17 protein-coding genes and 2 pseudogenes are annotated in these 21,165 nt (G+C 64.5%); 9 read left to right on the top strand and 10 right to left on the bottom strand.

Going from position 1 to position 21,165, the window contains the following annotated elements:
• Positions 1–2: 2 nt before the first annotated feature.
• Both ACFLEY_RS30515 and ACFLEY_RS30510 read right to left on the bottom strand, forming a co-directional pair.
• The gene (locus tag ACFLEY_RS30515; RefSeq protein WP_060911240.1) at positions 3–2,360 is read right to left on the bottom strand and encodes an Orn/Lys/Arg decarboxylase N-terminal domain-containing protein; all 2,358 of its coding nucleotides are present in this window, start codon (positions 2,358–2,360) and stop codon (positions 3–5) included.
• A 227-nt stretch (positions 2,361–2,587) separates the two neighbouring features.
• Complete coding sequence (locus tag ACFLEY_RS30510; RefSeq protein ID WP_060911241.1) at positions 2,588–3,067, bottom strand: Lrp/AsnC family transcriptional regulator; 480 nt, start codon at positions 3,065–3,067, stop codon at positions 2,588–2,590.
• 141 nt (positions 3,068–3,208) lie between these two features.
• Here ACFLEY_RS30510 and ald point away from each other — a divergent pair, with 141 nt between their 5' ends.
• Positions 3,209–4,324 carry an alanine dehydrogenase gene (ald, locus tag ACFLEY_RS30505; protein WP_060911242.1) on the top strand — a complete coding sequence of 372 codons (1,116 nt, stop codon included), beginning with the start codon at positions 3,209–3,211 and terminating at the stop codon, positions 4,322–4,324.
• A gap of 137 nt (positions 4,325–4,461) precedes the next feature.
• Here ald and ACFLEY_RS30500 read toward each other — a convergent pair whose 3' ends face one another.
• Genes ACFLEY_RS30500 through ACFLEY_RS30490 form a run of 3 tightly spaced genes read right to left on the bottom strand, consistent with a single transcriptional unit; the run spans position 4,462 to position 8,500 of the window.
• Positions 4,462–6,372 (bottom strand): NAD(P)/FAD-dependent oxidoreductase, encoded by a 1,911-nt coding sequence (locus ACFLEY_RS30500; RefSeq protein ID WP_060911243.1) that lies wholly within the window; start codon positions 6,370–6,372, stop codon positions 4,462–4,464.
• Positions 6,369–7,010 (bottom strand): TetR/AcrR family transcriptional regulator, encoded by a 642-nt coding sequence (locus tag ACFLEY_RS30495; RefSeq protein ID WP_060911244.1) that lies wholly within the window; start codon positions 7,008–7,010, stop codon positions 6,369–6,371. The genes ACFLEY_RS30500 and ACFLEY_RS30495 overlap by 4 nt, the downstream gene beginning before the upstream one ends.
• On the bottom strand, positions 7,007–8,500 hold the full coding sequence (locus tag ACFLEY_RS30490) for an AMP-binding protein (RefSeq protein WP_060911245.1): 1,494 nt from the start codon (positions 8,498–8,500) through the stop codon (positions 7,007–7,009). Before ACFLEY_RS30490 ends, ACFLEY_RS30495 begins: the two co-directional genes overlap by 4 nt.
• A gap of 170 nt (positions 8,501–8,670) precedes the next feature.
• Here ACFLEY_RS30490 and ACFLEY_RS30485 point away from each other — a divergent pair.
• The 7 genes and pseudogenes from ACFLEY_RS30485 to ACFLEY_RS30455 all read left to right on the top strand — a co-directional run bounded on the left by ACFLEY_RS30485 (position 8,671) and on the right by ACFLEY_RS30455 (position 15,099).
• A pseudogene (locus ACFLEY_RS30485) lies at positions 8,671–9,927 on the top strand (ABC transporter substrate-binding protein).
• A gap of 90 nt (positions 9,928–10,017) precedes the next feature.
• A complete protein-coding gene (locus ACFLEY_RS30480) occupies positions 10,018–10,920 on the top strand; it encodes a branched-chain amino acid ABC transporter permease (RefSeq protein ID WP_396604280.1) in 903 nt (300 codons plus the stop codon).
• Positions 10,917–11,936, top strand: coding sequence for a branched-chain amino acid ABC transporter permease (locus ACFLEY_RS30475; RefSeq protein ID WP_060911246.1), 1,020 nt, complete (start codon positions 10,917–10,919; stop codon positions 11,934–11,936). The genes ACFLEY_RS30480 and ACFLEY_RS30475 overlap by 4 nt, the downstream gene beginning before the upstream one ends.
• 142 nt (positions 11,937–12,078) lie before the next feature.
• Entirely contained in the window at positions 12,079–12,834 is a 756-nt protein-coding gene (locus tag ACFLEY_RS30470; RefSeq protein ID WP_060911247.1) for an ABC transporter ATP-binding protein, read from the top strand.
• Positions 12,831–13,544 carry an ABC transporter ATP-binding protein gene (locus ACFLEY_RS30465; RefSeq protein ID WP_011085971.1) on the top strand — a complete coding sequence of 238 codons (714 nt, stop codon included), beginning with the start codon at positions 12,831–12,833 and terminating at the stop codon, positions 13,542–13,544. Before ACFLEY_RS30470 ends, ACFLEY_RS30465 begins: the two co-directional genes overlap by 4 nt.
• Positions 13,545–13,596: 52 nt before the next feature.
• Positions 13,597–13,929 (top strand): hypothetical protein, encoded by a 333-nt coding sequence (locus ACFLEY_RS30460; protein ID WP_011085972.1) that lies wholly within the window; start codon positions 13,597–13,599, stop codon positions 13,927–13,929.
• 111 nt (positions 13,930–14,040) lie between these two features.
• Positions 14,041–15,099, top strand: a complete 1,059-nt coding sequence (locus ACFLEY_RS30455; RefSeq protein ID WP_011085973.1) for a YeiH family protein — start codon at positions 14,041–14,043, stop codon at positions 15,097–15,099.
• 195 nt (positions 15,100–15,294) lie between these two features.
• On the opposite strand, the pseudogene ACFLEY_RS30450 reads toward ACFLEY_RS30455, so the two are convergent.
• The 5 genes and pseudogenes from ACFLEY_RS30450 to ACFLEY_RS30430 form a co-directional block, all read right to left on the bottom strand.
• Positions 15,295–16,166, bottom strand: a pseudogene (locus ACFLEY_RS30450) (ABC transporter ATP-binding protein).
• On the bottom strand, positions 16,163–17,074 hold the full coding sequence (locus ACFLEY_RS30445) for an ABC transporter permease (protein ID WP_082756356.1): 912 nt from the start codon (positions 17,072–17,074) through the stop codon (positions 16,163–16,165). Before ACFLEY_RS30445 ends, ACFLEY_RS30450 begins: the two are co-directional and overlap by 4 nt.
• Positions 17,071–18,492: an ABC transporter substrate-binding protein gene (locus ACFLEY_RS30440; RefSeq protein WP_060911249.1), complete on the bottom strand. Its 1,422-nt coding sequence runs from the start codon at positions 18,490–18,492 to the stop codon at positions 17,071–17,073. The genes ACFLEY_RS30445 and ACFLEY_RS30440 overlap by 4 nt, the downstream gene beginning before the upstream one ends.
• Before the next feature lie 181 nt (positions 18,493–18,673).
• Positions 18,674–19,447, bottom strand: coding sequence for a Crp/Fnr family transcriptional regulator (locus ACFLEY_RS30435; protein WP_211433541.1), 774 nt, complete (start codon positions 19,445–19,447; stop codon positions 18,674–18,676).
• Positions 19,448–19,805: 358 nt separating this feature from the next.
• The gene (locus ACFLEY_RS30430; RefSeq protein ID WP_060913002.1) at positions 19,806–20,102 is read right to left on the bottom strand and encodes a gamma-butyrobetaine hydroxylase-like domain-containing protein; all 297 of its coding nucleotides are present in this window, start codon (positions 20,100–20,102) and stop codon (positions 19,806–19,808) included.
• Positions 20,103–20,317: 215 nt separating this feature from the next.
• On the opposite strand from ACFLEY_RS30430, the gene ACFLEY_RS30425 reads away from it, so the two are divergent.
• Entirely contained in the window at positions 20,318–21,091 is a 774-nt protein-coding gene (locus ACFLEY_RS30425) for a ferredoxin--NADP reductase (protein WP_028172180.1), read from the top strand.
• Positions 21,092–21,165: the final 74 nt, after the last annotated feature.

Raw genomic sequence — 21,165 nt, 5'->3', positions numbered from 1 at the left:
ACCTACTCGGCAACGACGTAAGTATAGAGCCCGATACGGCCCTGGGCATCGATCTCCTTGTAGACGCCCTGGATTTCGACGTCGAAGCCCGGGAACGTGTTGAAGCAGGTCTCGAACATCTTGAGATAGTCGACCATGGGCTTGGCGCGTTCCGTCAGCCGCTCGCCGGGCACGATGGTGGCGATGCCGGGCGGATAGACCACGAAGGGCGTGGTGGCGATGCGGCCCGCGATCGCCTCGATCGGCAGATAGTCGACGTCGTTGCGGAACAAATAGCGGGCGGCATCGCGGGGCGACATCGCGATCTCAGGCATGTGCTCGGGCATGAACTGCCGCGCCTGGAGCGCGCTGACATCGGCGGCGCGGAAGAAACGGTGCATGTCGCCGCAGAGATCGCGCAGCCGCACGCCGGCATAGCGCGCCTGCCGCCGCTGGTAGAATTCCGGGATTGCGTCCGCCAGCAACGCATTGTCGTCGTGCAGCCTCTTGAAGGCGACGAGGCCGGAGATCAGCGTGCCGGCCTTGCTCGCCTCGACGCCGGGAGTGAGCAGGAAGAGCAGGGAGTTGAGGTCGTTCTTCTCCGGCACGATGCGGTTCTCGCGCAGATATTGCGCGACGACGGGGGCGGGGATGCCGTGCTCGGCATAGGCGCCGGTGGTGCGATCGAAGCCAGGCGTGAGCAGCGTCAGCTTGTTCGGATCGGTCATGGCAAAGCCTTCCGCGAGATCGGGAAAGCCGTGCCAGTTGGTATCCGGAGAGAGTTGCCACAAGGCGGGATTGGTGGCGAGCTCGTCGGTGGATAGCGTCTCCCAGGCGACGTTGTGGGCGGCACCGGGGCGGCTGACGTCGGGGATGGCGACGCGATCCGGGACGAAGGGCTCGAAGAACCAGCGCCGATCGGGGTTCTGCTCCTTCTCCTCGAACTCACGCCGCATCGCGCGGATCTTCTTGCGCAGCTCGATGCCGAGCCGGATCGTGTCGTCCCACAGCACTTCGCCGGAGCGCCCCTTCATCATCTGCGCGCCGACGTCGAGGGATGCGAACAGCGGGTAGAACGGTGACGTGGAAGCGTGCTGCATGAAGCTTTCGTTGAAGCGGCGGTGCTCGACCCGCCGCTTCTGGCCGCGGATGTGACGGTCCTTGATGTGGATTTGCGAGGCCTGCGAGAAGCTCGCGAGTTGCTTGTGGGTCGACTGCGTCGCGATGATGCCGGGCGCTTCCGGGGGAAGGTTCGCCAGCCCCATGGCGAAACGGCCGGCATAGAGCGGGTGGAATTTCATGAAGCCGGCCCAGGCCTCGTCGAACAGGATGTACTCGCAGAGATGGCCGATGCGCTTCAGGATCATCTCGGCGCTGTGGATCGAGCCGTCATAGGTGCACTGTTCGACCACGGCGACGCGGAACGGCCGTTCCTTGCGCCAGGCGTCGCGATCCCTAACCAGCGGATGGTTGCGGATCGCCTCGCGCAGGGCCTTCTCGTCGAGCATGTCCCAGCGCATCGGGCCGATCAGGCCCCAGGCGTTGCGGATGGTCGGGACGTAGACCGGGATGCCGCCATTGATCATCAGCGCGCCGTGATGAGCGGCCTTGTGGTTGTTGCGGTCGAACAGCACGAGGTCGCCGTCGGTGACGAGCGCGCCGAGCGCGACCTTGTTCGAGGTCGAGGTGCCGTTGAGCACGAAATAGGTCTTCTCCGCGCCGAAGATCGCCGCTGCCTCCTTCTGCGCCTTCAGCGCCGGGCCCTCATGGGTAAGGAGGTCGCCGAGGTCGAGCACGGAATTGTCGAGGTCGTCGCGGAACACGGATTCGCCGAGATGCTCGACGAACACCCGGCCGATGGGGCTGCGATTGTAGAACACGCCGCCATTGTGGCCCGGACAGGTCCAGAGCTGGTTGCCTTCCTCGGCATAGTCGACCAGCGCGCCGAAGAACGGCGTCTTCAGCGTCTCGGCATATTGCTTGAGCCGGCTGATCAGGTTCTTGGCGATGAAGGTCGGCGTCTCCTCGGAGAGGAAGACGTAACCGTCGATGAAGTCGAGCACCTCGACCGGCAAATCCTCGAAGCGCTTGCGCCGGATCAGGAGGATGATCGGGAAGTCGAGGCCGCGGCGCCGCATCAAATTGATCAGCGCCGAGGTCTTGCCCTCCAGGCCCTTCTTGCCCCAGTCCACCACCATGCAGCCGATCGCGGCGTCGGTCTGCACCGCCATCTCCGCGTCCTCCAGCTTGCGGGCCCGGACGACCTCGAAGCCGGAGCGCTGGATCTCCTCGATGATCTGGTTGAAGCGGACGCCTTCGAGGTCGTCGGCGTCGAACACGGGTGCGGCGAACAGGAAGTTGAAGCGCTTGAAATAGTCCATTGTCTGTCCCGAATGTACTGGAGACACAGCTCTCGGCACATTCGATGACAGTTGGATGACAGGATGTGCGGCTGGCGTTTCGCCTCTCCCCGCTTACGGGGAGAGGCCGGATTGCGCAGCAATCCGGGTGAGGGGGAGCTTCCGCGAGTCCGACTATCACCGCCTTTGTGGGTGCAGCCCCTCACCCCAAGCCCTCTCCCGTAAGAACGGCGAGAGGGAGAAGTCCGTTACCGCTTGGCCTCGCTGAACACCACCGTCGGCACGGCGCGGTTGACGACTTCGCGCAGCGCGAAGCTCGATTGCACCCGCGCGACGCGCGGCAATCGCGACAGCTCGGTGCGGTGGATGCGCTCGAAATCCTCGATGTCGCGCGCGAGCACGATCAGGATGTAGTCGTCGGTGCCCGACATCAGGAAGCAACGCACGACGGAGGGGCATTTCACCACCTCCGCCTCGAACGCTTTCAGCGCCTCGTCGCTCTGGCTCTCCAGCGCAATGCGCACCAGCACCGTCGTGGTGAGGCCGAACTGCGCCAGGTCGAGCGCGGCCTGATAGGCCTGGATGTAGCCGTCGTCCTCCAGCGCCTTTTGCCGCCGCGCCAGCGCCGTGCTGGATAGTCCGACCTTGTTGGCAAGCTCGGTGTGGCTGGCCCGCGCGTTGGTCGTGAGTTCCGCGAGGATGGCGAGGTCTTTCCGGTCGAGGGCCAATGTTTCGTTTCCAGCGTGAAAGGGCACTTCGGCGCCGGAAACCGGCGCGGAGATCGCGAAACTAGCTGATATTTGCACGAAACCAAACTGGACCCGTCGCTACCATGGCGAGGTGAATCAAGACGTTGGAAGGAGCCCAGGATGCGTGTCGGTGTGCCCAAGGAGATCAAGGTGCAGGAATATCGCGTCGGGCTCACCCCGGGCGCGGTCCGTGAATATGTCGCGGCCGGGCATCAGGTGACGGTCGAGACAGGCGCTGGCAGCGGCATCGGTGCTTCTGACGAGGTCTATCGGCGGGCAGGGGCGGAGATCGCCGGGAGCGCCCGCGACGTCTTCGCCAGTTCCGACATGATCGTGAAGGTGAAGGAGCCGCAGAAGAGCGAATGGACCCAGCTTCGCGAAAGCCAGATCCTGTTTACTTACCTCCATCTTGCACCGGACCCCGAACAGGCCAAGGGCTTGCTCGCCTCCGGCTGTACGGCGATCGCCTATGAAACCGTCACCGACGCGGCCGGTCACCTCCCCCTGCTTGCGCCGATGAGCGAAGTCGCCGGCCGCCTCGCCATCGAGGCCGCTGGCGCCGCGCTCAAGCGGTCGGCCGGCGGTCGCGGGCTTTTGCTGGGCGGCGTGCCCGGCGTGCAGCCGGCGCGGGTCGTCGTGCTCGGCGGCGGCGTGGTGGGAACACAGGCCGCGCGCATGGCCGCGGGCCTTGGCGCGGAGGTCACGGTGATCGATCGCTCGATTCCCCGGCTGCGCGAGCTGGACGATGTCTTTCTCGGACGGGTGCGCACCCGCTTTTCAACCATCGAGGCGGTCGAGGAGGAGGTCTTTGCCGCCGACGTCGTGATCGGTGCGGTGCTGGTGCCGGGCGCGAGCGCGCCCAAACTCGTCACGCGCGCGATGCTGAAATCGATGCGGCGGGGCGCGGTGCTGGTCGATGTCGCCATCGACCAGGGCGGTTGCTTCGAGACCTCTCATGCGACCACGCACACGGACCCGACCTACGAGGTCGACGGCGTCGTGCATTATTGCGTCGCCAACATGCCGGGTGCGGTGCCTGTCACGTCGAGCCAGGCGCTGAACAACGCGACGCTGCCGTTCGGCCTGATGCTCGCGAACAAGGGTTTTACGGCGGTGCTGGAGAACCCGCATTTGCGCAACGGCCTGAATGTCCACCGTGGCCGCATCACCAACAAGGCGGTCGCGGAAAGCCTCGGGCTGGAGTTCGCTCCGGTGGAGACCGGGCTCGCGGCGTAGACGGGCCGCCAGTTCCGTCATTGCGAGCGTAGCGAAGCAATCCAGAGTATCTCCACGCAAAGATTCTGGATTGCTTCGCTGCGCTCGCAATGACGACGTGGAGAGAGGGTGCGCCGACGTTGTGGGCGCCATCAACTCTACGCCTTCGTCAGCCTGTACTGCCCAAGATCCGGATCATGCGTCATGCGCCAGTAATCCACGAAGCGCCAGGGCATGGCGGAAAACACGCGGCCGCTTGAGTTGCGATAGTAAGTCGTCATGCCCGGATGGGTCCAGATCATGCCCTCGTGCTCGGCGTCGACCTTGCGGACGTAATCGTCGAGCACGTCCGGACGGACGTCGATCGCTGCGACATCGCGCGCGATCATGTCGGCCAGGCACGCCGAGATGTAGCGGCTCTGGCACTCCGACTGGAAGATGACGCTGCCGCCATGCGCGGGACCTGAGTTCGGGCCGAGCATGCAGAAGAAGTTGGGGAAATCAGGCACGGTAAGGCCGAGGAACGCGGTCGGATTGTCGTTGCCCCAGGCCTCGCGCAAATTCTTGCCGTTGCGGCCGCTGATGTTCAGGCGCGCCGCCATCTCCGTGACCTTGAAGCCGGTCGCGACCACGATGATATCCGCGGGGCGGTGCTTGCCGTCCGCGGTGACGATGCCGCCCTGGTCGAAACGGTCGATCGCGTCGGTGACGAGCTCCACGTTCGGTCGCGTCAACGTCTTGAACCAGTTGTTGTCGAGCAGGATGCGCTTGCCGTAAGGCGGATAGGTCGGCACGCATTTTTCGATCAGGTCGGGGCGGTCCTTCAGCTCGGTGAGGATGAAGTCGGTCAGCTCCTGCCGGTGGCGGTCGTTGCCCTTGTTGACGGCGCGCTCCGGATGCGGCCAGGCCGGGTCCTTGCGCAGGAACGGCAGCAGGCCGTCGCCATAGCGCCAGAACATGTTGAAGCGATACCACTGCACATAGAACGGCAGATGCGCCAGCAGCCAGCGCGCACCCTCGCTGATCGGGTCGGAATAGCCCTTCACCGGCCGCGCCCATTGCGCGCTGCGCTGATAGACGGTGACCGAGGCAACACGGCCGGCAATCGCCGGCACCAGCTGCATCGCGGTCGCGCCGGTGCCGATCACGGCGACATGCTTGCCGTCCAGATCGATATCGCCGGACCATAGCGCCGAATGCAGGATCGTGCCCTTGAAGCTTTCTTCGCCTTTGAAGCGCGCGCGGGAGGGATCGTTGAGCTGGCCGATCGCGCTGACCAGCGCGGTGGATTCGAAGGTCTCTTCTCCGTCCTTGGTCCTGAGCGTGGAAATCCAGCGCTTCTTGCCTTCGTCCCAGCGCGACGAGGTCAGCTCGGTGTTGACGCGCAGATGCTTGCGGATGCCGTATTCATCGGCGACCTTCAGGAGATAGCCGAGCAGCTCCTCGCGCTGGCAGAAGTACCGCGTCCATGCGTTGCGCGAGCCGAACGAATACGAATAGGAATGGTTCGGTGTATCGACGCCGCAGCCGGGATAGCGGTTGATCCACCAGGTGCCGCCGAGCTCGTCGTTCTTCTCGACGATGGTGTAGGGGATGCCGAGATGACCGAGCGCCACGCCGAGCGCAATGGCGCAGACGCCGGCGCCGACGATCAGAACGTGCTGCTCCGCGAGCTTGTCGTCGGAAGGACGCGTCGTCCATCGTGTCTCGCGCGGCACAAAGCCCATCTCCTCGCGCATCAGGGGCGCATATTCCGGCGCGACGTTCTCGCCGAGGCAGGCGCGCATCATCTTCAAGAGCAGCTCTTCGCCGGGGTCGGTAATGACCGGCTGCGGTGAGCCATTGGCGAAGAGGTTGACCACCGCGGCGCGGATTTCGTCCTGGATCTCCTTCGGCACGCCGGCTTCGGGATCGGGAATGAGGCGGATGTCGCGCTTGGGCAAGTACGGCGGCTCGAGCCAGCGCGCCTCGCCGGTCATGTGCACCAGCACCATCAGGAGGCAGCGGATGTCGCCTTCCGCGATCGCCGAGGCGATATCGAGCGGGTGGTGGGGAGATGCGATGTTCATGGCGTTTCCTGATCTCCCGATGAACTGAACAGGCCGCGCGTCATCAGCTTGCGATAGGCGGAGATGACGTGGTCGGGCACGGCGGTGACGCCGCCTTCCGAATAGGAGTAGCGGCGGCTGAGATAACCGCGCGCGCCCATCAGCATGTGGACGATCGCCTCGAATTCCTCGTCGCTGTAATCCTCGATCGCGCCCGCAAGGCGGGCGCGGCGCAGGATGCGCACATAGGCGACCGAGATGTTGTCGAGATGCTTTTGGTAGCCGATCGGGGCAAAAAATTCGGCCTCGTTGAGGATGCGCAGGAATTCCGGCACCTCGCGGATGAAGTCGAAGAAGGCGGAGAAGCGCTCGATCTCCTGCCGCGCCGCGTGCGCATTGCCGGTGCGGGCGCGGATGAACCCGACCATGTCGAGGCCGATCTTGGGCAGCAGCTGGTCGAGCAGCTCCTGGCGGTTCTCGAAATGATTGTAGAAGGTGCCTTGCGCGACGCCGGCCTGCTCGGTGATGCGGGCGACGGAGGCTTCGGCATAACCATGCTTGCCGACGACCTTGGTCGCGGCGTCAAAGATCTTCTGCTTGGTCCAGGCGTTGCGCTCGACGCGGTTGAGCTTTGTGACCTTGGCATTCGCTTGCGTCATTCAGACGTCTCCAGCTCGGCGCGCAGCACGCGCTTGAGGATCTTTCCGCTCGGGTTGCGCGGCAGGCTGTTGCGGACGACGAGCTGCTTCGGCACCTTGAAGCTCGCCAGCCGCGCGCGGCAATGTTCGGTAAGGGCAGGGAGCTCGAGGCTCGCACCTTCCGCCAGCACGACGATGGCGACGGGCCGCTCGCCCCAGCGCGCATCGCGCAGGCCGATCACCGCGACCTCGCGCACCTCTGATAGCTCGTAGATGACGCGTTCGACCTCGGAGGAGGCGATGTTCTCGCCGCCGGAGATGATCATGTCCTTCTTGCGATCGGTCAGATACAGAAAGCCCTCGTCGTCGAGATAGCCGACGTCGCCGCTGCGGAACCAGTCGCCGAAGAAAGCCGCAGCCGTCTTCTCCGGGTCCTTGCAGTAGCCGCGCGTGATCTTCGGCCCGCGCAGGCAGATCTCGCCGTTGACGTTCGGCGGCAGCGTCCTGCCGTCCTCGTCGCGGATCTCGATCTCGACATGGGCGATGGCGCGCCCGGTCGAGCCGATCTTCTCGATCTCGCGGCCGGCCTCCATGAAGGTGTCGCCGCCGACGGTCTCGGTGAGGCCATAGGCGTCGATGTAGCGCGCATTGCGGAAATATTCCGAGAAGGCGCGGATGCGCAGCTCCGGCGTCTTCTCGCCGCCGCCGATCGCCCATGTCAGGCTGGAGACGTCGTAGCGATCGCGGGTGGGGCAGGTGAGCATCGCCGTGGTCATGACCGGCGCGAACCATGCGGCGTTGAGCTTGTCCTCCGCAATCGCTGCAAGCGCGGTCTCCGGTTCGAAATTGCGTTCGATGCGGATCAAGCCGCCATGCCAGAGCACGGCAATGCCGGGCAGGTCGAGTGCTCCGACGTGATAGAGCGGACCGACGACGAGGAGGCGCGTCTCGGCGCTGAGACCCAGCGCGATGGTCTGGTCGGCGGACTTCCAGTAGAAATTATCGTAAGACAGCATCACGCCCTTGGGGCGGTCGGTCGTGCCCGAGGTGTACATGAGCCGCATCAGGTCGGACGGCGCGCGGACGTGCATTGGCGCAGCCGCAGCGTCGCCCGCGAGACGCGTAACGCTCTGCTGGGCGGCTTCGTCCAGCACGACGATCTTCGCGCCCGCCGCGTTCGCGGCCAATTCCTCATCGACGATCAGAAGGCGCGCGCCGGCATTGCCGGCGATGTAGCCGACCTCGTCAAGGGAGAGGCGGAAGTTGATCGGCAGAAAAACCGCGCCGAGATGGCTGGTGGCGAACACCAGCTCCAGGAACGCCGCGCTGTTCTTCATCAGCACGGCCACGACATCGCCGGCGCTAATGCCCTGCGCGGCCAGCCAGCCGGCCGCTTTCCGGATGCGCGCGTCGAAGACGGCGTAGGAGATCTCCTCGCCGCGGTATTTCAGCGCGGGCCGCTCCGGCGTGCGCCGGGCATGAAAGGCGATAAAGCTCGACAGGTTGATCATTGTGCGGGTTTTGGGCCGGTTGCGGCCTCATGTCCTCTTTGATGAATTCTGACTCGTAATTCATCTTTGGCTTGACGTCACCCCCCTACCTCTGAAATCCTTGGGAACACGGAGACGAGACGATCTCCGACAGGGATTTGGAAACGCCGACCCGACAGAGGGAGGGAAAAATGACGAGAACCCGCACGCCGGGCATCAGCCGCCGTTCAACGCTGGCGCTGATGGGCGCCGGTGCGATGAGTGTTGCAGCGCCCTGGGTGGCGCGCGCCCAGGCCAAGACCATCAAGGTCGGCATGCCGACGATTCTGTCGGGCCGCGTGGCGCAGCTCGGCACGTCCTCGCGCAACGCGGTGATGCTCGAGGTCGACAAGGTCAATGCCGCCGGCGGCCTTGCCGGGCGTCCCATCGAGATGGTGATCCGCGATTCCAAGGGCCAGCCGCAGGAAGCCGCGCGCGTCGCGCGCGAGCTCGTCAACACCGATGGCTGCGAATGGCTGATCTGGCGAGGCCTCGTCCGGATCGTTCGCGGTGCACGAGGTGGCGCGCGATCTCGGCGTGCTCTGCGTCCACACCTGCTCGGAGGCATCCTCGCTCACCGCCGATCCGAAGCAGCACATCCCGAACGCGTTCCGCTGCGTGCGCCAGGGCATCCACGATTCCATCGTCGGCGGCAGTTATGCAGCGGCGATCTCCAAAGCCAAGGGCCTGAAGAAGTGGCGACCTGTTCGCCGGACTATGCCTATGGCCGCGACACCACCGGCGAGTTCACGCTATACCTGAAGCGCTTCGCGCCGGACGTCGAGGTCATCAGCGAGTCCTGGCCAAAGCTGTTCCAGCCCGACTACACCGAAGTGGTGACCAAGATCCTCCAGGCCAAGCCGCAGGCGCTGTACTCCTGCCTGTGGGGCGGCGATCTCACCTCGTACATCGACCAGGCCAACATCTACGCGATGTTCAGCCAGATGGAGGTGTTCGCGGTCAACATGGCCGACTACACCGCGCTCACGGTGGTGAAGAACCTGCCCAAGGGCATCCACTCCGGCAACCGCTACATCAAGACCTTCCCGACCACGCCGGAGAATGCCGCCTGGGGCGATGCCTACAAGTCCAAGTACAACGAGTACCCGACCAACTGGTCGTGGCAGAACGCGACCGCGGTGATGTTCCTGGCCGAAGCCGCCAAGAAGGCGAACTCCACCGACGGCAAGAAGATCGCCGAGGTGCTGGCCGGCCTCACCATCAAGTGCCCGTTCGGCGCCGACGGCACCGTGACCATGCGCGGCGATGATCACACCCTCGTCGGCTACGCCATCGGCTGGGGCACCACGATCCCGCAGGAGCCTTATGTGCCCGAGGTCAAGGCCGGTGACTGGAAGACGATCTTCGAGCTCGAGGCCGAGTGGAAGAAGAGCAAGGGCTACACCTGACCGCGCGCGAGGCGGAGGCGGCCAACCGTCTCCGCCTGTTTCGTTTGATTCTCCGCGCCAGGTCCGGCGCGCTGCAATGAAAGTGCTCCCGTGGATCTCGACGCGCTCGCCGGCTGCCTCTCCAGCTCCGCCTGCTTGGTGACGCAAACCACCAGCGGCCTCATCATCGGCATGCTGCTGTTTCTGGTCGCGGTCGGGCTGACGCTGATCTTCGGTGTGCTCAAGGTCGTCAATTTCAGCCACGGCGCCTTCTATATGTTCGGCGCCTATTTTGCGATGACGGCCTATCATCTCACCGACAGCTTTGCGCTGGCGATGCTGGCCGGTGCGGGCGGCACCGCCATCCTCGGCTTGATCTTCGAGCGCGTCTTCATGAGCCGCGTCTATGGCGCCGACGTCTTGATGCAGCTCCTCGTCTGCTACGCCTTCGTGCTGATCTTCGATGATGTCGTGCGCATCATCTGGGGCCCCGAGTTCAAGTCGATGGGCATGCCCGCGGCGTTCCAGGTGATGCCGCTGTTCATCGCCGGCGGCGTGGTGCCGCCTTATTACCTGCTGCTGATCGGCGTCGCGCTCGTCGCGGCCATCGTGCTCGGCATCGGGCTGTCGCGCAGCCGCATTGGCAAGGTGATCCGCGCCGCCGCGCACAATCCCGGCATGGTGTCGGCGCTCGGTATCAACACTGGCCTGATCTATGGCGGCGTGTTCGCGCTCGGCGGCATGCTGGCGGGGCTTGCGGGTGCGCTCGCGGCGCCGGTGCGGTCGCTGACCCCCGGTATGGGATTCTCGGTGCTGATCGAATCCTTCATCGTCACCGTGATCGGCGGCATGGGCTCGGTCCTGGGCGCCCTGATCGGCGCGCTGCTGATCGGCCTGATCCGCTCGTTCGGCTCGCTCGGCTTTCCCCTGTTCACGGAAGGCCTGATGTACCTGTTCATGGTGATCGTGCTGGTCTCCAAGCCCACCGGCCTGTTCGGCAAGGAGGCGGCATGACCGAGCTGGAGGCCGGACGCGCGCAGACGCTGGCGCCGGTGCGCAGCGGCGCGGCACTTCATCGCTACCGCGACGTCCTGATCGCGCTGATCGCCTTCGCCGTGCTGGCGAGCCTGCCGCTTTTCACCGGCAGCAAGGCGCTGCTCGACTTCGTCATCCGGTGCTCGGCTTACGGCCTGTTCGCGACCTCGCTCAACCTCCTGGTCGGCTACACCGGGCTGACCTCGTTCGGCCACGGCATGTTCTTCGGCCTTGGCGCCTACAGTTTCGGCCTGATCATGCAGAAGCTTGGCCTGCCCATTCCGGTCGCCTTCGTCGCGACGCTGGTGATCACGGCGCTCATCGCCGCCGTGATCGGCGCGATCTGCGTGCGGCTGAAGGAGATCTACTTTGCCTTCGTCACGCTGGCGTTCCAGATGCTGATCCACTCGACCATCCTGTCCTGGGCGTCCTTCACCGGTGGTGACCAGGGCCTGCGCGGCGGCATCCCGCGTCCCGCGTTCCTCGGCATCGATCTGTCGAACCACGTCCATCTCTATGTCACGAGCTGCGCGCTCCTCGTCCTTGGCCTGCTCGCGATGCGCCAGATCGCGCAATCGCCGTTCGGCTACACGCTGCGCATGATCCGCGACAACGCCGCGCGCGCGAGCTTCCTCGGCATCGATGTCTGGCGCGCAAAGCTCACCGTGTTCGTGCTGGCGGCGCTGTTCGCGGCGATGGGCGGCATGGTGATGGCGCTGTTCGTCTCCGGCGCCTATCCGGAATTCGCCTATTGGACCATTTCGGGCGAAGCCATCTTCATCAACATGCTCGGCGGCGTCTCGACCTTCCTGGGGCCGATGGTCGGCACCGTGCTGCTGCTGCTGCTCAACGACACCGTGACGCGGTTCACCGAGTACCATGGCATCGTGCTCGGCGTGGTCATCCTGTTCTTCGCACTGGGCCTGCGTAAAGGCCTGCTCGATTTCGTCGCCGAATGGTTCGCACACCGGCGCGACGCCGGCGAGGGACGCTAGCGATGTCAGGTGTATCCACCGGGCAGTCATTCCGGGGCGCACGAAGTGCGAACCTGGAATCTCGAGATTCCGGGTCCGGTCCTGGACCATCCCGGAATGACGATGGCAGTCAACGGCGCGAGACAGGCGAGGGGCGCTAGCGATGCTCGAGATCCGCAACCTCGCAAAGTCCTTTGGCGGCGTGAAGGCGACCAACGACGTCACGCTCGACTTCCCCGATGGCTCGCTCACCGCCGTGATCGGCCCGAACGGCGCCGGCAAGAGCACCTTCTTCAACCTGATCACCGGCGCCTTGAGGCCGGATTCCGGCGAGGTCCTGCTCAACGGCGTCGATCTCGCCGGGCGTTCGCCGCCGGAGATCGTGCGCCACGGTATCGGCCGCGCTTTCCAGGTCGCCAGCATCTTCAAATCGCTGACGGTGCAGGAAACCATGCTCGCCGCGGTCAGCGCCGATCAGCGCACTTCCGCAGTGCTGCACAAGCGCTTTCCCTTGCCCGAGACGCGCGATCGCGCCGAGCATGTGATGGAGCTGTTAGGCCTGTCCGGCAAGCGCAACCGCACCGCGGCGACGCTGTCGCATGGCGATCAGAAGCTGCTCGACATCGCGCTGGCGCTCGTGCTCGAACCAAAGGTGCTGCTGCTGGACGAGCCGACCGCCGGCATGGGCCCGGAGGAGCGCTGGCGCATGATCGACAAGGTGCGCGAGCTCTGGGAGACGCAAAAGATCACCGTCGTCTTCATCGAGCACGACATGGACATCGTGTTCAAGATCGCGCCGAAGATCGTCGTGCTTTGCTATGGCCGCATCCTCGCCACCGGCACGCCGGACGAGATCCGCAACAACAGCGCGGTGATCGAGGCCTATCTCGGCACCGAACATGCGGGAGCGGCCGCATGAGCGCAGCCATCATCGAGGTCGCCGATCTCGACGTCTATTACGGTACCAGCCAGATCCTGTTCGGCGTCGGCCTTTCCGTGCGGCAGGGCGAGACCATGGCGCTGCTCGGCCGCAATGGCGCCGGCAAGTCGACGACGATGAAGGCGATCATGGGCCTGGCGCCGCCGCGGCGGGGCAGGGTCAGCCTGCGCGGCGCGGTGATATCCGGCCGGAAGCCGCACCATATCGCCCGCGCCGGGCTCGGCTTCGTGCCGGAGGACCGCCAGATCTTCCCGGAGCACACGGTCGAGGACAATCTCGTCATCGGTCGCAAGAAGGGGCCGGAAGGCCAGGACGAGTGGCCGATCAAGCGCATCTATGAAGTCTTCCCGCTGCTGGAGCCGCTGCGCCATCGCATCGCCGGACGCCTGTCGGGCGGTGAGCAGCAGATGCTGGCGATCGCGCGCACGCTGATGGGCAATCCGGCGCTGCTGCTGCTCGACGAGCCCAGCGAAGGGCTCGCGCCGATCATCGTGCAGCGGATCGGCGAGCTTTTGCGCCAGCTCCGCCAGCTGGGCTCGACCGTGCTGATCGCCGAGCAGAACATGCATTTCTGCCTTGGCCTGGCGAGCCATGCCACGGTGATCGACAAGGGCCAGATCGTCTATGCCGCCGGAATCGACGAGCTGAAGGCCAACGAGGCGATCCGGCGGCGTTATCTGGCCCTTTAGCCTGGGCGCCGGTGTCCAAATAGGCCGGAAGAAGAAAACTATTGTCCCGGGGGTGTCCGACGGAAGGAGTTTCCCCGTCGAGGCGCAAAAACGCCAATCGCTTCCATTGCCGTTTGGGGCCGAAACGACGACATTCCGTTCAGAATTTGATGGATTGGCGCAAGCTATGGAACGCACTCGATTTGAACCCTTCGGCGAGCAGCTGGTGTCCGCGACGGACACCCAGCCCAAGTCGCGCGCCTCGAAGCTCCTGTTGCGGGCCGGTACCACGCTGTTCTGGTCGCTAGTCGCGGGCATCGTGCTGGCGCGCGCGGCCTTCTTTGAGCCGGGCATCTATGACGGCTTCAGCCGCGTCGCCTCGCTGGCCAAAAACCTGATCTTCTGAGCCGGTTTATTCCGGGTCGAGGACAGAACTTCCCTCGGCCCTGATATGTCGAAAACTTATTTCCCAATTGGATCGTGCTGCGTATAAATCTTTCTCCTCTGGGAGAGATTTGTGTCGCAGAATCAAGCATCCAGCCCGGCCGATGCCAAGCCGGCCACCGCCATAAGCCGCATTGCGGCGCTGATTCCGGGCATCCTCCTCTGCATTGCCGTCGCCGGCGTCTCCGCCCTGCTGGAGCGGGCGGAACTGGGCGTGTTCGAGCATCCCTATGTCGAGGCGCTGGTGATGGCGATCCTGCTCGGCATGGCCTTGCGCAGCTTCTGGAAGCCCGCGCCGCGCTGGCAGGCCGGCATCGCCTTCAGCGCAAAACAGCTGCTTGAAGTCGCAGTCATGCTGCTCGGAGCCTCGATCAGCTTCGCGGCCATCGCCGCCTCGGGCATCGCGCTGCTCGCATCGATCGCCGCGGTCGTCGTCATCGCGCTCTGCGTCTCCTTCGGCCTCAGCCGGCTGCTCGGCCTGTCGACGCGGCTGTCGATCCTGATCGCCTGCGGCAACTCGATCTGCGGCAATTCCGCGATCGCGGCCGTGGCGCCGATCATCGGCGCCAACAACGACGAGATCGCGTCCTCGATCTCCTTCACGGCGATCCTCGGCGTGATGATGGTGCTCGGCCTGCCGTTGCTGATCCCGCTGCTGCAACTCTCCGCTACGCAATACGGGATTCTCGCGGGCCTCACCGTCTATGCGGTGCCGCAGGTGCTCGCGGCGACGGTGCCGGCCGGGCTCGTCTCGACGCAGATCGGCACGCTGGTGAAATTGATGCGTGTGCTGATGCTCGGACCGGTCGTCGTCGGCCTGTCGCTGGTCGCCTCGCGTTGGCAGAGCGACGCCAAGAAGACCAATGTCGGCTTCTTCCGCCTGGTCCCGTGGTTCATCCTCGGCTTCCTCGCGCTGGCGACGCTGCGCTCGCTGGAGATCGTCCCTAGCACGGTGGTCGGACCGGTGACCAAGATCACCAGCTTTTTGACGGTGGTGTCGATGGCGGCGCTGGGCCTCGGCGTCGACGTCCGCGTGCTCGCCAATGTCGGCGGACGGGTGACGGCTGCGGTGACGCTGTCGCTGATGCTGCTGCTCGGCATCAGCATCGCGCTGGTGCATTGGTTTAAGTGATCTTGCCGCGATGGCGGTGCTGACCCTCTCCCCTTGTGGGAGAGGGTGGCTCGCCGCGAAAGCGGCGAGACGGGTGAGGGGTTGTCTCCACGAGTACTTCTCTCACGGTGTCATTCGCGGATAGAACCCCTCATCCGGCGCTTCGCGCCACCTTCTCCCACAAGGGGAGAAGGGAAGTAAGAGCGCTAGCTGCGCCTAAATCACATCTGCCAGCGAATGCCCGTGCAGCTCGATGTTCAGCCCCTGCATGCCCATGTCGGTGATCTCGCCGCCCATCGCCTTCAGGCTTTCCTCGCGGATCAGCGACATCAGCCCGCGGCGCAGGCCCAAGAACTCCGACGACATCATCATCGCTTGCTGCCGCGGCCGCTCCAGCGGGATCGGAATCTCCGCCTTGATCGAGCCGGGGCGGGCGGTCATGCAGTAGACGCGGTCGGATAGGAAGATCGCCTCGTCGATGTCGTGGGTGACGAACAGCACCGAGATCTTCAGCCGCTGCCACATGTTGGTGAGGATCTGCTGCATGATGACGCGGGTCTGCGCGTCGAGCGCGCCGAACGGCTCGTCAAGCAGCAGCACCTTCGGTCCCGTCGCGAGCGCGCGGACGATGCCGACGCGCTGCTTCATGCCGCCGGAGAGCTTTTCCGGATAATGCTTCTCGAAGGCCTCCAACCCGGCAAGCCCGAGCAGCGTGCGCGCGGCGCGCTCACGCTGGGAGCGCGCCATGCCGCGCATCTTCAGGCCGAACTCGAATTCTCCCGCACCGTCTTCCAGGGAAACAGCGAATATTGCTGGAACACCATGCCGCGCTCGGCGCTGGGGCCGTTGACGCGCTCGCCGTCGACGGTGACGATGCCTGTGGTGGGCTTGAGGAATCCCGCGACCGCGTTGAGCAGCGTCGACTTTCCGCAGCCGGAGGGACCGACGATCGAGACGAACTCGCCGGGCTTCACATCGATCTGCGTATCGGTGACGGCCTGAACCGGTCCCTCGATACTGTCATAGCTGAGCGAGAAGCTCCGGACTTCGATATGGCCCTTCGACGGGTTCGCGAGCATCTCGCTCATGTCGACCTCCACGGCATCACCAATTGTCCCGCGCCCCTGATGAGCAGGCTCGATCCGAGGCCGAGCACGCCGATCGCGATCATGCCGAGCGCGATGTCGGCATACTGGACCAGCGAATAGGCCTCCCAGGTGAAGTAGCCGATGCCGTACTGACCCGAGATCATCTCGGCGGCGATCAGCGACACCCAGGCGACGCCCATGCCGACTGTGAGGCCGGTGAAGATGTGCGGCAGCGAGGCCGGGAAATACACCTCGCGGAAGATCGAGCGTTCGCGCGCGCCGAGACACTGCGCGGCGCGCACCAGCACCGGATCGACCAGCGACATGCCGTGCAGCGTGTTGACCAGGATCGGAAAGAACGAGCCGAGGAAAGTGATGAAGACGATGCTCTGCTCGTTGGTCGGCCACAGCATGATCGCCATCGGCACCCAGGCGATCGCCGGGATCGGCCGCAGCACCTCGGCGACCGGGAAGATGATCTCGTGGACCAGCTTGAAACGGCCCATGATCAGGCCGAGCGGCACGCCGACGATGGCCGCGAGCGAGAAGCCGATGAAGATGCGCCGGCAGCTCAGCACGATGTGCATCAGGAACTTGGGATCGTGGATCGCCTTGGTGAAGCTGGCATAGACCGCGAGCGGCGAGGGCACGTTGGTGAAGCGCACGAAGAACACGACGCGGTAGGTCGTGAGCAGGTGCCAGACCAGCAGGAACGCGATCAGCGAGGCGATGCCGATCGCGGTGGCGCGCAGCCGGCCCTGGTTCAGGCGATACCAGCGCAGCGCGAGCGTGCCGAAGGAGTGCGGTGTCTGGGGCGGCGTGACGGCGGGCATGGGGCCCGCCTCAGCCATTGCAGTTGTTGCCGGCATGCTGTCCTCGGACTGTCTGACGAGGGCGGGACTGCTCACGTCTTGCCTCCGCCGACCGCCGCCTTCACCGCATCGTCGAAGCCGAGCACCTTGCCGCCGATCTTGGCGGCATGGGCTTCGGCATCCTTCTTCAGCAGGAACGGCGCGACGTCGCCATCGCCGACCGCGAAGAAGGCCTGGTCGGCGAACAGCTTGATGCCGCGGGTGGTGTCGAAGACGTAGGCGACGTTGATCTTCTTGCCCTTGGCCTTTAAGTCGGCATAGGCGCCTAACGTGCAGGCCGCGGACGCGAACGGCAGGATGCCGGCTTCATCCACCCAGACCTCGCCGGCCTTGCGCGGATCGGTGATCGGCCTCTTGCAGAAGCTGTCTTCGCCCGAGATTTCGTAGTTCTTGGTGCTCGCAAGCTGCGCATTGTAGTCGAGCTTCATCTCGGCATAGGCCTTGCGGATGTAGCTGTCGTCGACCCATTTCTTCGGATCGAACTCCTTCATGCGGCCGAGGTTCTGCAGCACCTTGACGTCGGTCGTGGCGGCATCGATCAGCGCCGGCTTGATCGTCGGGTCTGTGGTCATGTTGCCGCTGGGGCCGAGGAAGATATAGACGACCTCCTTGTTGATCCCGGTCCATTCCTGGATCTTCTCGGCGGCAAGCTTGGGATCGTCGCGCAGCCACTGGTTGGCGGCGATCAGCGCCTTGAAGTAGGCGACGACGACTTCAGGATATTTCTCGGCGAAGTCGGTGCGGACCACGATGCCGTGGAAGGTCGGCAGATTGGTCTCGACGCCGTCAAAGATCTTTCGCGCGAAGCCGCGGAACGGCAGCAGCTCGGCGAAGGGGACGAAGTCGGCATGCGCGTCGATCTTCTTTTCCTGGAGATTGGTCGAGCCGACCTCCGGGCTCTGGCTGACGAGTTGGAAGAAGTCGGATGCGTAGCCGCGGTCCTGCATCGCCTTGAGCACCATGCCGTGCGCGGCGGAGCCGAACGGCACGCTGACCAGCTTGCCCTTGAGATCGGCAAGGTCGTAGTAGGGCGAGTCCTTGTGGACGACGAGGCCGTTGCCGGAGCCGGACAGGCTGTAGGCGGCGATGCCGATCAGGCGGCTCTTGCTCTCCGGATTGCTCTCGAAGGTGAAGCCGTTCACGATCAGCGGATAGTCGCCCATCATGCCGATCTGCAGCTTGTTCGCCATCATCGCGTTGGTGACGGGCGGGCCGGAGGTGAAGTTCTGCCACTCCAGCTCGAACTTGATGTTGGCGTATTTGCCGTCCTTCGGCAGATATTTTTCGAGGAGATGAAGCTGGCGGATCACGACGCCGGCGGTCACCGTGTTGGTCGTGGTGTCCTGCGTTCCGATGCCGAGCGTCACGGTTTCCGCCGAAGCCGGCTGCGCGAGGATCAGCGCCAGCGACGTCACCGACATCGCGATCGAGAGCGTGGGAAGATGGCGGACCATTCTCATCCTCATTCGGTTGGATGTGCTGTGGTTGCCATGATTGGGTGAGGGCCTGGACAGGGCAAATCCGGAATGAGCGCCGCAGTCGATTAGTTGCCGGGAAAAGCTGATTGCATACTCCTTGGGCAGTCCTGCACTATAAAGCCGCTTGCCTGTGCACCGGCCCTGGCCGCAGGCTTCCTTAATCGGACGCCTGGCCGCGCATCTCCTCCAGCACGTCGGTCCGGCACACCACGATCTGCGAGCGCTTGGTCACGACGATTCCCTTCTCCTGCATGCGCTTCAGGCTGATCGTCACCCATTGCCGGGTGGCGCCGACCATGTGGGCGATGTCGGCATGGGTGAAGGCGGCCGCGATCACCCGGCCGTCCGCATCATCGACGCCGTAGAGCTCGACGAGATGCAGCAAGCGATGCGCAAGGCGCTGGGTGATCGAGCGCGTTCCCAGCATCTGCGCCAGCGCGGAATAGCATTTGCCCTTGAAGGTGAGACCTTCGATCAGGCCGATCGCAAGGTTCGGGATCTCTGCGGCAAGGGACGGCAGTTCCTTTCCGGGAAGGTGCACCACGCTGCAATTGCTGGATGCGACGCCGGACCATTGATGCACGGTGCCTTCGAACACCTCCGGCCCGCCGACGAAATTGCCGACATGCCAATAGGCCAGCGTGATCTCGCGTCCGAGCGGGGAGGTGTAGAACACGCGGATGCGGCCGCTCTCGATCAGCCAGATGCCGTCATGCTTGCCGCCCTGGCTGAACAGCGTCTGGCCGCGGTTGAGCACCTTGCGGCGCCCCTGCTTCAGCACCAGCTCCCGCTCGCGCGGCGTCAGCTTGTCCATCAGCGCCGGCGGTCCGCCGATCCATTGCTGGTTCTCGGTGAGCAGCAGCGAGGAGCTTCCGGCAGGCCGGACTGCCGGGGGAACAGCCCCGCGAACCACATTGGCCGCCTGCAACATCACCTGCCTCCGGAACGTTCAAGTCGCTCTAAAGAGGAGCAATGTCCGTGCCAGATTCACTCCGCTGTCATCGCCCGGCTTGACCGGGCGATCCAGTATTCCAGAGGCGTCAATGGGTTATCGAGAGGCCGCGGCGTACTGGATTCCCCGCCTTCGCGGGGAATGACAGCGGAATTTGTGGCTTGGCTAGCGTGCCTCACCAACATCGTCGTCCTGGACAAGCGAGCGAAGCGGAGCGCTGATCCAGGACCCATTACCACACGTGTGCGTTGTTGCGCGGCCATGTTGCCACAGCCCGCTTTTGCAACTTGCTCTTGGGGTAATGGGTCCTGGCTTTCGCCAGGACGACATCGTTGGGTCAGCGCCCCGCCAGGCTCAGCAGATACGGCTTGGGATAGATCCCCCGGTTGTGCCCATCCGAAAATGAGATGTTCAGCCCGTAACCGAGATCGCCGATCTCGGTGATGGCAATCCCCGGAAACGCGTCCGGGAAGCGGCCGTCGAAGCGGGCGCGGGTGCAGTGGGCGCATTTGCAGGAGAGGCGGAGTGTTTCGGCGGGCAGGCTTAACGCATCGTCCTGCGTGGTGCGGACGAGGAGCGCGGCGAGATCGGCGCTGGCTTCGTAGACGGCTACGGTCGGTGCCACCAAAGTCATGGTCATGACGAACCTCCGACTCCTCTCTACGTCGTTGTGACGCCACTGCGATAGCAACTAATTGCCAGCGCGCGTGCGCTCGCCTGACCTTCGCTGCCTCCTCTTCAGTCACCGCCCGCGAAATGTGAAACTAATCGACCGGGAATTTCACTTCCGAATTGCCGGACTCTCCTCGCTCCGAAACCTTGGGCGTCGTCGATGGCCAAGGAGAGACCATGAGCGCATTTCAGAGGGAAACGGTGTTGTCGGTCCGCCACTGGACCGAGTCCCTGTTCAGCTTCACCGCGACCCGCGATCCGGGCTTCCGCTTCCAGAACGGCCAGTTCGCCATGATCGGCCTCGAGGTCGAGGGCAAGCCGCTGATGCGGGCTTACAGCATGGCGAGCGCCAACCACGAGGAGGCGCTCGAGTTCTTCTCGATCAAGGTGCAGGACGGCCCGCTGACCTCGCGCCTCCAGAAGATCAGGGAAGGCGACATCATCCTGGTCGGCCGCAAGGCGACCGGCACGCTGATCACCGGCAACCTCATTCCCGGCAAGCGCCTCTTGCTGCTCTCGACCGGCACGGGGCTTGCGCCGTTCGCCAGCCTGATCAAGGACCCTGACGTCTACGAGAATTACGAGACCATCGTGCTCGCCCATGGCTGCCGCCAGGTCTCCGAGCTCGCCTATGGCGAGCACCTCGTCGAAGGCCTGCGCAGCCACGAATTCTTCGGTCCCCTGATCCGCGACAAGCTCGTCTACTACCCGACCGTGACCCGCGAGCCATTCAGGAACCGCGGCCGCATCACCGATCTGATCGCCTCGAACCAGCTGTTCGACGACATCGGGCTGCCGGGCCTCGATATCGAGACCGACCGCATCATGCTGTGCGGCAGCCCGGCGATGCTGGAGGAGCTCCCTGCGATGTTTTCCGCGCGCGGCTTTGTCGAGGGCAATCACAGCCAGCCCGGCCATTTCGTGATCGAAAAGGCCTTTGTCGAGCGCTGAGGCGCAAATCGCGGCCCGGCGACAACTAATTGCTATCGCCGGAACGTCGCCTGAACAAATCTGATGCAAAGGCG

Source organism: Bradyrhizobium sp. YCK136 (genome assembly GCF_044570075.1).
GTDB lineage: Bacteria > Pseudomonadota > Alphaproteobacteria > Rhizobiales > Xanthobacteraceae > Bradyrhizobium > Bradyrhizobium diazoefficiens.
The sequence above is the reverse complement of the archived record's forward strand: the minus strand, read 5'-3'. Positions and strand labels throughout refer to the sequence as shown.

Coding starts and splice junctions, on each gene's coding strand:
- ACFLEY_RS30440 (WP_060911249.1), bottom strand. CDS start 18,492: ATGGTCCGCCATCTTCCCACGCTCTCGATCGCGATGTCGGTGACGTCG.
- ACFLEY_RS30475 (WP_060911246.1), top strand. CDS start 10,917: ATGACCGAGCTGGAGGCCGGACGCGCGCAGACGCTGGCGCCGGTGCGC.
- ACFLEY_RS30500 (WP_060911243.1), bottom strand. CDS start 6,372: ATGAACATCGCATCTCCCCACCACCCGCTCGATATCGCCTCGGCGATC.
- ACFLEY_RS30430 (WP_060913002.1), bottom strand. CDS start 20,102: ATGACTTTGGTGGCACCGACCGTAGCCGTCTACGAAGCCAGCGCCGAT.
- ACFLEY_RS30495 (WP_060911244.1), bottom strand. CDS start 7,010: ATGACGCAAGCGAATGCCAAGGTCACAAAGCTCAACCGCGTCGAGCGC.
- ald (WP_060911242.1), top strand. CDS start 3,209: ATGCGTGTCGGTGTGCCCAAGGAGATCAAGGTGCAGGAATATCGCGTC.
- ACFLEY_RS30425 (WP_028172180.1), top strand. CDS start 20,318: ATGAGCGCATTTCAGAGGGAAACGGTGTTGTCGGTCCGCCACTGGACC.
- ACFLEY_RS30465 (WP_011085971.1), top strand. CDS start 12,831: ATGAGCGCAGCCATCATCGAGGTCGCCGATCTCGACGTCTATTACGGT.
- ACFLEY_RS30515 (WP_060911240.1), bottom strand. CDS start 2,360: ATGGACTATTTCAAGCGCTTCAACTTCCTGTTCGCCGCACCCGTGTTC.
- ACFLEY_RS30470 (WP_060911247.1), top strand. CDS start 12,079: ATGCTCGAGATCCGCAACCTCGCAAAGTCCTTTGGCGGCGTGAAGGCG.
- ACFLEY_RS30490 (WP_060911245.1), bottom strand. CDS start 8,500: ATGATCAACCTGTCGAGCTTTATCGCCTTTCATGCCCGGCGCACGCCG.
- ACFLEY_RS30435 (WP_211433541.1), bottom strand. CDS start 19,447: ATGTTGCAGGCGGCCAATGTGGTTCGCGGGGCTGTTCCCCCGGCAGTC.